Here is an 11,434-nt window from a genome sequence, read left to right as displayed (position 1 = left end):
GCGAAGAACGCTGCTCCGAGGATGACTGCTGCTGCAGTGGCGGTTGTTTTTTCGGCGCGACCGTGTTCGTGTTTTGTTGCTTAAGCGCTGGGCAGGCCGCTCAGGGAGTGCAGCGTAAGTGTCATCCAGACGCGAACGGACAAGCGAGGACATCGCCATATTTGCGCTATTTGTCCTTTTCAGTTTTATGAGTTCTTTCTCAAGGTTAAATCGTTCCATAGTTCATCTTCCCTTCATCAAGTGTTTTAAAATTTTGCATAAGGGTATCGCGCGCTCTGGAAAGGCGCATCTTGACGGCGCTTTCCGAGATGTTGAGGACGCTGGCGATCTGCCGCACCGGCAGATCTTCAAAATAATGAAGAAGGATAACGATACGCTGCTGCTCATCCAGTCGGTCCACCGCTTCTCTCAAATCCACGTTATCGTAATCTTTAGAGGGCGAAGAAGGTTCCTGAGCCTCTGAGTAAACTACGGTACGCGATCGGCCTGCGAGAATCGTATTGCATTGATTGATCAGAATACGGAAGATCCAGGTTTTAAAAAATTTAGGCTCGCGAAGGGCATGGATCGATTGATAGGCTTTCAAAATGGTTTCTTGCAGGGCATCCGCGACATCCTCGTCTTTACCCAAGATGGATTTGGCCATACGGTATAAAGATTCCTCAAAGTGCTTAACAAGGCTGATAAAAGCATCACGGTTACCCGTTGTCGCTTGAATCGCAAGGTTTGTTACATCCACTTCACACACTCCTTTTTTTAAAATTTTGTATTTATACTAATTAGACAGATCCAGCCGCTATATGGTCACATTTCATTTACACTATTCTGCTTATCCATCCTCCAAAATCGTTGACCATAAATAATTTAAATAGTAACAATAGACGATTTCAATTTCAGAATCCGCCGAAGCTATGATACATTCGAGATGTCATCGAGCGGGATGACTTGGAAAGAAAGCGCTACCTTTGTTGAAAAATAACATATTATGTAAAAAAACTATATGAAACCGAGGGGTTCTCTATGATTACTACAAAAAACAGCAACGATATTTCACTTATCGGAGTACCGCTTCAACTCGGTGCCAATCGTTCTGGTGTAGACATGGGACCGACTGCGATTCGAAGTTCAAATATTCAGGCAAGGCTGGAAGCGTTGGGTTTCCGGGTCAGTGATTGCGGCGATATCGAGGTCAACCGCTTGCAGGATAGGTGTGATCCTGATGAAAAATTAAAATATTTGGCGGAAATCGCTCGCGTTAACACGAAATTGGCCGAAGCGGTGGCCCAAGAGATGGGAAAAGGCCGGCTTCCTCTCGTTATCGGCGGAGATCACAGTATTGCTATTGGAACAATTAAAGGTATCCTGCAGCATGTGAATAAGCTTGGTGTCATTTGGTTCGACGCGCATACGGATGTGAATACGGAATTTACCACCACTTCGGGTCACATTCATGGAATGTCGCTGGCTGTATTGTTAGGTCACGGGCATCCGAGTCTTACTTCCATTGGTGGAGCGCACAAGAAATTAGATCCGCGCAACGTTGTTATTATCGGGGCGAGATCGATCGATCCAGGCGAAAGGCTGTTCTTGAAGGAGCAAGGCATTCGCGTATTTACGATGTATGACATCGACAAATATGGCATGAAAACGGTCATGGATGAGGCATTAGAGCGGGTTTCGGCAGGCACGGACGGTCTTCACCTCAGTCTGGATTTGGACGGGATGGATCCTCGAGAAGCGCCCGGTGTTGGAACGCCTGTGGAGGGCGGGATTTCTTATAGAGAGAGTCATTTTGCTATGGAATATCTGCATGAACATGGCGCTCTTGTCTCGGCGGAAATTGTAGAAGTGAATCCGATGCTCGATGTGAACAACAGGACGGCCAAATCCGCTGTCGACTTGGCCGGCTCGCTTTTTGGAGAACGAATTCTATAAATAAATTATTTTAATCGGGGAGGCCTTGCCATGACACAAACAAAACAAATTATTGAACAGACTGAAAAATACGGAGCTGCAAATTACCGTCCGCTGCCTATCGTTATATCTAAAGCTGAGGGAGTATGGGTTGAAGATCCGGAAGGCAATAAATATATGGATATGCTAAGTGCCTACTCCGCGCTAAACCATGGGCATAGACACCCCAAAATCATTCAAGCTTTGAAGGATCAAGCGGATAAAGTCACTTTGACATCCCGCGCGTTTCACAATGACCAGCTAGGGACATTTTACGAAAAACTGTCGCAACTGACGGGAAAAAGTATGATTCTTCCGATGAATACAGGCGCAGAGGCCGTGGAAACGGCAATCAAAGCCATTCGGCGCTGGGCTTACAGCGTGAAAAAAGTGCCTGCCAATCAAGCTGAAATTATTGTTTGTGAAGGCAATTTCCATGGACGTACGATTACGATTACTTCTTTTTCCTCCGAGGAAGAGTATAAGGCTGGATTCGGGCCGTTCACACCCGGGTTCAAAATTATTCCGTACGGCGATCTGGAAGCTTTGAAAAATGCGATTTCGCCGAATACAGCTGCATTTTTGTTCGAACCTATTCAAGGAGAAGCGGGAATCAATATTCCGGCAACCGGATTTATCCAAGGAGCGCAAAGGCTTTGCAAGGAAAACAATGTCTTGTTCGTTGCTGATGAAATCCAAACGGGCTTTGGGCGTACAGGCAAGTTATTCGCTTGCGACTGGGAGAATGTGAAGCCGGATATGTACATTTTGGGTAAAGCGTTGGGCGGAGGGGTGTTTCCGATTTCTGCGGTCGCTGCCGACCAGGACATTCTCGGCGTGTTTAACCCGGGTTCTCACGGCTCTACTTTTGGCGGGAATCCGTTAGGCTGTGCCGTTGCAATTACGGCATTGGATGTTCTGCAAGAAGAGGATTTGGTTCGTCGTTCCGAACAATCAGGACAATATTTTATGAATAAGCTAAAAGAGATCAAAAGCAGCAAATTGAAGGAAATTCGCGGCCGCGGCTTATTTATCGGGCTTGAATTGAACGAACCGGCGCGTCCTTATTGCGAAAAGCTGAAAGAGCTGGGCCTGCTGTGCAAAGAAACGCATGAAACGACGATTCGGTTTGCTCCACCGTTAAATATTTCGCAAGAAAATTTGGATTGGGCGCTTGAACGAATTGTATCGGTTTTTCATGAAGTAGGAGCTGCAACCCAGTAAGGATTTCTCTTTCAATCGCCAAAACTCATGAGTGTATGCTTCACAATAAGGAGGCGAATTCATTATAGAACAGAGGATACATGGTGTGACCGAGTTGCAGCGCACGATGAAGAGCAGGCATGTATATATGATTTCACTCGGCGGAGTTATTGGCACAGGGCTGTTTATCAGTTCAGGCTATACGATTAGTCAGGCGGGACCCGGCGGTTCTATTCTCGCGTATTTGGTGGGCGGACTCATTATGTATCTCGTTATGATGTGCCTTGGCGAATTATCGGTTGCCATGCCTGAATCAGGCTCTTTTCAAACGTATGCGACCCAATATATCGGACCTGCTACAGGATTTACGGTCGGTTGGTTATATTGGTTTGGGTGGGTGATTACATTAGGCTCTGAGGTTACAGCTTCCGGGTTAATCATGAAGCGCTGGTTTCCTGATATACCGACCTGGATCTGGTGTACCCTCTTTGTGATTGTGCTCTTTTTACTGAATGCTCTTTCTACAAGAGCATACGCCGAGACGGAGTACTGGTTTGCGAGTATTAAACTATTTACGATCATCGCATTTATTGTTTTAGGCGGCGCTGCTATGTTCGGTTTTATTCATATGAAAGGTTATTCGTCTGCGCCTATGTTTTCTAACTTTACGGGAGAAGGCGGTTTATTTCCTAATGGTTTGGGTGGCGTGCTGATGTCGATGGTCACGGTTAATTTTGCTTTTCAGGGCAGCGAGCTCGTTGGAATTGCCGCGGGAGAAAGCAAAGATCCGGAGACTTCCGTGCCTAAAGCCATTCGAAATACAGTCTGGCGAATTATTTTATTTTTCCTGTTATCCATTTTTGTTGTCTCGGGATTAATTTCGTGGAAAGAAGCGGGAGTCATAGAAAGTCCGTTTGTTATGGTTTTTGATAATATCGGTGTTCCTTATTCTGCGGACATTATGAATTTTGTTATATTAACCGCTCTATTGTCCGTTGCGAATTCGGGACTGTACGCTTCATCCCGTATGCTTTGGGCTCTTTCAAGAAATAAAATGGCTCCTGCCGCTCTAGGAAAATTAACAGCAAGAGGAGTACCGTTAAATGCATTAATCATTAGTGTCGGTATTGCCTGCTTGTCGCTGTTATCTAGCGTTTATGCAGCAGATACCGTTTATCTATGGCTAGTTTCGCTTGCTGGATTGACCGCTATTATGGCTTGGATGGCTATAGCCGCTTCTCAATATATGTTCCGAAAAAAATTCCTCAAGCAAGGCGGACGGCTTACTGACTTGAAATACCGTACCCCGTTGTATCCCTTTATTCCAATAGCGGCCTTCATCCTATGTACGGTTGCTTGCATCGGGCTTGCCTTTGATCCGAATCAACGGCTTGCGCTGTACTGCGCAGTGCCATTTGTTACTTGTTGTTATGGTATTTATCACATGAAGTATAAAAATTGAAATCGCTTCCTGTTGAACCATTTGGGCAGAAAAAATGGTAGAAGGGCATGCGTGCTCCTCCTGCCATTCTTTCTGCCCAATTTCAATCTTCTAAAGGTTTCCAAGCCTGCTTGAGAAGATCGCTAAAGCTTTGAATATTTGCTTCTTCTGACCTGGATTTGAGGTAAATAAGAGATGTTTCAACCCGATGTTGAAAACGATGGATGGGGACAAGCTTACCCGTAGCCAGCTCCTCCTTGATTCCGTCTGAGCTTAGCAAAGCGATACTTGTTTGATTGATTGCCGAATGTTTGATCGCTTCATCGCTGCCGGACTCAATAATGTTCGTAGGTTGATATTCTAATTCAGATAGACATCCTTTAATGACGTCTTCTAAATTACAACTTTCTCTATAGGTGATCAGCGGGTAATGGGAGAAAACCGTGGACAAGTCATATTGTTGGGCGATTTCTTGTGTCGTAACCATCATAACTTCTTCTGTGTCCAAGTTAATCGATTCCATCTCAGGTGAGTTATACTTTCCTGCGATGATTCCGATATCGGCTTGATGGGAGCTTACTAACTTTATTGTTTCTTTACTATTATAGCAAGCCAAATCTAATTTAACCTTCGGATGGTCTTTAATGAAAGAACTGATTAACAACGAGAGATGTCGGCCGTAGTAATATTCAGGGGCTGCAATGGCAAGTTTACCGTACGGTTCGTCAAGCGTTTTTAAGGCGGTCTCCAAATCGCTTAAAGCGTTCAAAATGATATCTGTATGGTGTTTTACCAATTTTCCGGTGGGGGTTAAGAACGTTTTTTTACCGACACGATTAAATAAGGGATGTCCTAATTCTCTTTCCAATGCTTGAATTTGGACAGAGATCGTAGGCTGTGTATAGGATAAAATTTCGGCTGCTTTGGACAAATTTAATTGGTCAGCGACGACTTGGAAGGTTTTAAGGTTTCTGAGCTCCATTTTATACCTCCAAATGAACTGCGAACAACCAACAAAAAAACAGGACAATGCCTCTTTATTATATCAATGAAATACTTCCGTTGCCAGAACTCTGCGATGAAGCACGGCCGACATGCACCCAAAACTGGTTTTAAATTGCCGTTCGCACACAAAAAAAAAGATCTCCTTGTCGGAGACACTTGCCGGAGAAGGTCGTCTCCAGATTGCCTATCGTTAAATCGGATTTCCGCAGATAGGAGGTACGGCCAGAAGACGCCCTTTAGCGCAACAAAGCTGCCGTTCAACGCGGCAGTCTTGGATATACTTTCCAAAAACTAAGCAGTATGATAAAGTAACCAAGCTCAACCTTTTTGAAAGTTTTTTTGTTGTGTCTAAAAACTTTTATGTTTCAATGGACCCAAAAATGGGTAAATACCCTAGGAGTTGTGTCATTTGAACGAAATAACGAAGTTATTTGTAGAACCTACGGAGGTAAGCCGCATGCATCGCGTGAATTTGAATCAAGTCACCTTCAATCAACAAGTGTTTGACCATGCTTCTTTTGGAATTTCCCTTGTTTCGCCCGATGGTCTTATTTTGACGGTCAATCCCGCAATGGAAAAGATGTTGGGATATTCCAAAGCGGAGTTTGACGGCAAGCGAATAGGCGACTTTACTCACCCCGATGAAGCGCAAACCGGCATTGACGATCTCAAGGCGCTATCGAGCAATGGCAGTGAAGTACAGATTGAAGGCAGATACATCAAAAAAAATGGCGAGATCATGTGGGGACTGTTATCCTTCAAGCTTTTTTGCGACGAGACGGACACCCCTATGTATTACATTACCCAAATGATTGATATCACGAAACAAAAAGAATCGGAGCGACAACTTCACGAGTCCGTCGAACGGTATACTTCGCTCAAAAAATACAACCATGATGCCGTCATTTCCTTTGGCCTCGACGGCCGCATTATTAATGCCAATACCATGGCCGAGAAGCTGACCGGGTACTTGATCGAAACGGAATTGATCGGCATGAAGCTTGCGAATCTGATCGGAAATGAAAATGTAAGCAAGATACTTGAGAAGTCTCTTTACGATAATTCAATTGAGCATGACATCGACATGCTAGTTACCAAAGATGGCAAAACCGTCGAAGTGCTTGCAAGTATAGCGCCGATTTTTGTAGGCGGGAATAATATCGGGTTTTACCTGATTTGCAAGGACATATCTGAACAGAAAAAATTGCTGCTTGCCAAGGAGGCAGCCGAGGCCACAAATAAAGCAAAAACCGAGTTTTTGGCCATGATGAGCCATGAAATCCGTACACCCATGAATGGGGTGGTTGGAATGACGGATATTCTGCTTGATATGACCGATTTAAGTGAGGAGCAGCGGAGTTGTATAGAAATCATCCGCAAAAGCGGAGAGACCTTGCTCAGTATCATTAATGACATCCTTGATCTTTCCAAAATCGAAGCGGGGCGAATCGAACTTCAAGAGGAGATTTTCGATCTGCGAAAATGCATCAAAGACAGCTTTTCCGTCATTTCCGGCAGAGCTGAAATAAAGAACTTAAGCCTGACGTACACCCTCAATCACGATGTTCCCGACTATATTTATGGCGACCACGAGCGACTGAAACAGGTGCTGATCAACCTGTTGGGCAATGCTGTAAAATTTACACCAAGGGGCAGCATATCGGTAAAAGTGGAGCAACGGAAGGGAGATCCGGACAAGCTGGTCTTTACCGTTACGGATACAGGGACGGGCATTGATCCCGCGTGGCTTAACCACATATTTGAGCCGTTCGCACAAATCGGCAGCTTTATGACCCGCAGACACGAAGGCACTGGCCTTGGTCTTGCGATCAGCCGCAGGCTGGTCGGTATGATGGGCGGAGAAATTCACGCCGTCAGTGACGGCACCAACGGATCGTCGTTTATTTTCACCATCAGGCTTAAGGAAGCTCCGGAACTTCCAGGCGAACAGGTTTGTGAGCCGATGCCAAATAACGCGATGAAGACGAACATCTTGCTCGCTGAAGACAATCCGATCAATCAACTTGTGATGAGCAAAATGCTTGAAAAAATGGGGCATAAGGTTACCGTCGTCACCAACGGTAAAGAAGCGGCCGAAGCCACCGGCAAAGAGCATTTTGATATCATTTTTATGGACCTGCATATGCCCATTCTGAATGGCCTGGAGGCAACACAAATCATAAAAAAGAGTCTCAAAGAGAAGAGCCCCCGAATCATTGCCGTCACGGCCAACGCCTTGAAGGGCGATCGGGAAAAATGCCTGGCGGCCGGAATGGATGAGTATATCAGCAAGCCGGTCAAGAGAGAGACCGTTATGAAGCTTCTGCGTCAGTTTGCCCTCATTTAATGGACGGTTGCCAATCCGGATGTGCCAATCCCGATTATGGCCATGGTAATTCCCGCATACAGGCAGGCTGCAACAAAACCTATGTGAGGCGTTTTATTAACGTCGCATATAGGTTTTTTGTTATTGGACATTCTATGCATTGTTATCACCGAATTGTTCTCCCCCTTCTTTTCATTTAAACTATTTTAGAAAGGAAGTGTATTGGCATGGACATGAGCATTTTCATTGTGGAAGACGATACCTCCATCTTCGATTCACTGAAGGAAAGGTTGGAAAAGTGGTCTTTTCGTGTCGCAGGACCTGATCATTTCCACGATATCATGGGGCCTTTTTTGAAGGAGCAGCCTCATCTTGTCATCCTGGACGTTCAACTTCCAAAGTACGACGGCTTTCACTGGTGCCGGGAAATTCGGGCGGTATCGAAGGTGCCGATTCTTTTTATATCTTCGCGGGATCACCCGATGGATATGGTCATGGCCATGAATATGGGAGCGGATGACTATATCCAGAAGCCGTTCAACATGGAGGTGCTGTTTGCCAAAATCCAAGCCATCCTTCGTCGCACGTACGCTTACGTAGAAGAATCGCCCGATATTATCGAATGGAACGGCGCGCTGATCGATATGAAACGCGGCGTCATCCGCCTGGATGGAGAAGAGGTCGAATTGACGAAAAACGAATTTTTCATACTTGCCGTCCTCGTGAAGGCGAAGAACGAGATTATTACACGCCATGACCTCATACGAAAGTTATGGGAGGACGAGCAGTTCGTCAACGATAATACCCTGACTGCGAATATCACACGTTTGCGCCAGAAGCTGGCCATCCTCCGCTTGGAAGACGCCATCATAACAAAAAAAGGATTAGGCTACATGGCCATCACTTTATAGAGGAGGAACACGAGAGGGGTGTTTATACGCTATGTTGGCAGTATGAAAAGTTGGATTTTATTGTTTATGATGCTGCTTGGTTTTACAGATTTGCTTATTTTGCTTGATAAAGGCATCTATATACAAATCAGCTCCATCGTTTATTTGAATACCCTGTTTCTTCTTTCGTTTATAGGCTTCTTCCTGTGGCGTTATCGCAAAGAGACGAAATATGCAGCTGCGCTTGCCGCACTCGCCGAAGAAATGGATGACGACTGGATTGAAACCTTGCCGACACCTGAAAATGTACGGGATGAGGTAACGAGTGAAGTATTGCGTACCGTGGATCTCTTTTTTAGACGAAAACTATCCGACTGTAAAAGGGCACACCTCATCGAAAATAATTATACTGCCTCTTGGGTACACGAAGTAAAAGCTCCCCTCACCGCCATGAAGCTGACCATCGATGCCAATCGCAGCGATCCGAAGATACGCAAAATCGAAGCGGAATGGTTACGGATCTATTTGCTGATCAATCGGCAGCTGGACATTACGCGTCTGCCTTCCCTGGAGTCGGATTACGTTTTGGAAGCGGCGGCTATCCAGCGGCTTGTCGCGAAAGAAGTCCGGGATTTGGCCTCATGGTGTATGGAGAAGAACATAGCGGTCGAATTCGAAGGGGAAGATACGGAGGTCATCACGGACAGCAAATGGTGCCGTTTCATGATCCGGCAAGTATTGACTAACGCGGTGAAATACAGTCCGAATGGCGGAACGATCGTGATTTCCACTGAAGTGACGATGGCCGGCCATGTCATACTCGCCATCAAGGACGAGGGGCCTGGAATTCCGGCGCACGACCTGCCGCGCATTTTTGACAAAGGGTTTACAGGCGGAAACGGAAGACTTCAAAATGCGGCGACCGGACTCGGATTGTATCTTGCGCAGACCGTTGCCGCCAAAATCGGGATTACCCTTGAGGCGCCATCCGTACAGGGGAAAGGTACCGTGATGCGTATGATTTTCACCGCGAAAAATGACTTCGAATCCATCCGAAACGGATGAGCAATAGACGAACACATCGGCAGTCGGGATATTCCTGACTGCTTATTTTATGGGAAATGGCAGCCCTATAGCGGAACATGACAATATTGTCACATTGCCTTTCCCGTTTATCATCTAAAACGTGCGACAAAGCTTGAGGGACACCTTACAATAAGGCTAATGCAAACTTGGAGGTAAGGTATGAGTCAATTACATTCGCAAAAAACGATGCTGCACGCTCAAAATGTCTGCAAATCATACGGAACGAAGGGAAGCGCACAGCAAGTGTTAAAAGGCATCGAGCTTCGTGTCATCGAGAGTGAATTTGTCGGAATCATGGGGCCGTCCGGATCGGGAAAGACAACCCTGCTGAATGTTCTGGCTACCATCGACCGCCCGACAGAAGGGACGATTCTCATCGAAGATACGGACATTTCCAACATGAAAGATGCCGAATTGTCCGCTTTCCGCCGTAATAAACTGGGTTTTATCTTCCAGGATTATAATCTGCTTGACACGCTGACGGTCAAGGAAAATATCCTCCTTCCTGTCTCCCTTGGAAAAATGAATAAAAAGGAAGCGGAAGAAGAGTTCCATACCATTGCCAGTATTCTAGGCATCCAAGAGCTGGCGGACAAATACCCGCATGAAATATCGGGCGGCCAAAAACAGCGGACTTCCGCCTGCCGCGCGCTCATTCACCGGCCGGCAATCTTATTCGCCGACGAACCGACGGGTGCGCTTGATTCCAAATCGGCTTCCTCGCTGCTCGGAACGATGGAAGCTCTCAATCAAAAACGGAGCGTAACCATTGTGATGGTCACCCACGATCCTGTGGCTTCAAGCTATTGCAGCCGTGTTGTCTTTTTGAAGGATGGGACGATCTATTCGGAATTATACCGCGGCGACAAAACGAGACAGGCCTTCTTTAAGAACATTATGGACGTGCAGGCTGTTCTCGGGGGTGACACGGTTGACGTTATTTGAGCTTGTCGCCCGCAGCATGCGGAAAAATATTAAACACTATTATCTTTACTTTTTCGCACTTATTTTCAGCACGAGTCTGTATTTCGTCTTTGCCACGTTACAGCATGACTCATCCATTGTCCGTACGTCGAGTTCGGATGTGAATTTCGCCACTTCGTTCCAAGTGGCGGGCATTTTGCTGCTGCTTATCGTAGCCGTGTTTACGGTTTACGCGAACCGTATCTTCCTGAAACGCCGCAGCAAGGAAATCGGGTTATATCAATTGATAGGTTTGACCAAGAAGGGGGTAGCGCGTCTTCTTATTATCGAAAATGTACTGCTGGGTACAGGTGCACTTCTAATGGGTATCGGCAGCGGCGCTCTCGTATCGCGTCTGTTCCTGCTCATTCTTATGAAGCTTCTGGGGTTCGAAGGATTTATCGCGCTGACGTTCTCCGCTCCGGCTGCGCTTCAGACGGTCCTCGTGTTTGCCGCGCTGATCGCGCTCACTTCGGTCCAGATGCTGCTAACGGTTTATCGCAGCACCTTGCTCCAACTGTTTCATGCGGACCAACAAGGCGAGCATCCCCAAAAGCCGAATTCCAT

At 46.2% G+C, this 11,434-nt stretch carries 10 protein-coding genes and 1 pseudogene; 8 read left to right on the top strand and 3 right to left on the bottom strand.

Annotated elements, in window-relative coordinates; translation table 11 throughout:
• Nucleotides 1–219 (bottom strand): annotated as a pseudogene (locus QJ48_RS39030) (hypothetical protein); the annotation flags it as partial.
• The gene (locus QJ48_RS31240) at nucleotides 206–739 is read right to left on the bottom strand and encodes a sigma-70 family RNA polymerase sigma factor (RefSeq protein ID WP_054977241.1); all 534 of its coding nucleotides are present in this window, start codon (nucleotides 737–739) and stop codon (nucleotides 206–208) included. The pseudogene QJ48_RS39030 and the gene QJ48_RS31240, both read right to left, overlap by 14 nt.
• Nucleotides 740–1,020: 281 nt before the next feature.
• On the opposite strand from QJ48_RS31240, the gene rocF reads away from it, so the two are divergent.
• The 3 genes from rocF to QJ48_RS31225 all read left to right on the top strand — a co-directional run bounded on the left by rocF (nucleotide 1,021) and on the right by QJ48_RS31225 (nucleotide 4,618).
• Nucleotides 1,021–1,935 (top strand): arginase, encoded by a 915-nt coding sequence (rocF, locus tag QJ48_RS31235; RefSeq protein WP_054977240.1) that lies wholly within the window; start codon nucleotides 1,021–1,023, stop codon nucleotides 1,933–1,935.
• Nucleotides 1,936–1,965: 30 nt separating this feature from the next.
• Nucleotides 1,966–3,177 (top strand): ornithine--oxo-acid transaminase, encoded by a 1,212-nt coding sequence (locus tag QJ48_RS31230; RefSeq protein WP_054977239.1) that lies wholly within the window; start codon nucleotides 1,966–1,968, stop codon nucleotides 3,175–3,177.
• A gap of 106 nt (nucleotides 3,178–3,283) precedes the next feature.
• A complete protein-coding gene (locus QJ48_RS31225; RefSeq protein WP_054977244.1) occupies nucleotides 3,284–4,618 on the top strand; it encodes an amino acid permease in 1,335 nt (444 codons plus the stop codon).
• 82 nt (nucleotides 4,619–4,700) lie between these two features.
• On the opposite strand, the gene QJ48_RS31220 is transcribed toward QJ48_RS31225, so the two are convergent.
• Complete coding sequence (locus QJ48_RS31220) at nucleotides 4,701–5,579, bottom strand: LysR family transcriptional regulator (RefSeq protein WP_054977238.1); 879 nt, start codon at nucleotides 5,577–5,579, stop codon at nucleotides 4,701–4,703.
• 432 nt (nucleotides 5,580–6,011) lie between these two features.
• On the opposite strand from QJ48_RS31220, the gene QJ48_RS31215 reads away from it, so the two are divergent.
• The 5 genes from QJ48_RS31215 to QJ48_RS31195 all read left to right on the top strand — a co-directional run.
• Entirely contained in the window at nucleotides 6,012–7,949 is a 1,938-nt protein-coding gene (locus QJ48_RS31215; RefSeq protein ID WP_237763124.1) for a PAS domain S-box protein, read from the top strand.
• Between the two features lie 206 nt (nucleotides 7,950–8,155).
• Nucleotides 8,156–8,839 (top strand): response regulator transcription factor, encoded by a 684-nt coding sequence (locus QJ48_RS31210; protein ID WP_082420752.1) that lies wholly within the window; start codon nucleotides 8,156–8,158, stop codon nucleotides 8,837–8,839.
• An 18-nt stretch (nucleotides 8,840–8,857) separates the two neighbouring features.
• Nucleotides 8,858–9,883, top strand: coding sequence for a HAMP domain-containing sensor histidine kinase (locus QJ48_RS31205; RefSeq protein ID WP_063858208.1), 1,026 nt, complete (start codon nucleotides 8,858–8,860; stop codon nucleotides 9,881–9,883).
• 180 nt (nucleotides 9,884–10,063) lie between these two features.
• Entirely contained in the window at nucleotides 10,064–10,849 is a 786-nt protein-coding gene (locus tag QJ48_RS31200) for an ABC transporter ATP-binding protein (protein WP_054977236.1), read from the top strand.
• Nucleotides 10,836–11,434, top strand: a 599-nt coding sequence (locus QJ48_RS31195; protein ID WP_157261816.1) for an FtsX-like permease family protein, incomplete at its 3' end; no start/stop codon positions are given. The genes QJ48_RS31200 and QJ48_RS31195, both read left to right, overlap by 14 nt.

This window comes from Paenibacillus sp. A3, from assembly GCF_001399685.1.
Taxonomy (GTDB): Bacteria; Bacillota; Bacilli; order Paenibacillales; family NBRC-103111; genus Paenibacillus_G.
Note: the sequence above shows the minus strand (reverse complement) of the source record. Positions and strands in the feature narration are given on the sequence as shown.

Excerpts from the sequence above, each read along its gene's own strand:
- rocF (WP_054977240.1), top strand. The coding sequence starts at position 1,021 with ATGATTACTACAAAAAACAGCAACGATATTTCACTTATCGGAGTACCG.
- QJ48_RS31200 (WP_054977236.1), top strand. The coding sequence starts at position 10,064 with ATGAGTCAATTACATTCGCAAAAAACGATGCTGCACGCTCAAAATGTC.
- QJ48_RS31220 (WP_054977238.1), bottom strand. The coding sequence starts at position 5,579 with ATGGAGCTCAGAAACCTTAAAACCTTCCAAGTCGTCGCTGACCAATTA.
- QJ48_RS31225 (WP_054977244.1), top strand. The coding sequence starts at position 3,284 with ATGAAGAGCAGGCATGTATATATGATTTCACTCGGCGGAGTTATTGGC.
- QJ48_RS31230 (WP_054977239.1), top strand. The coding sequence starts at position 1,966 with ATGACACAAACAAAACAAATTATTGAACAGACTGAAAAATACGGAGCT.
- QJ48_RS31210 (WP_082420752.1), top strand. The coding sequence starts at position 8,156 with ATGGACATGAGCATTTTCATTGTGGAAGACGATACCTCCATCTTCGAT.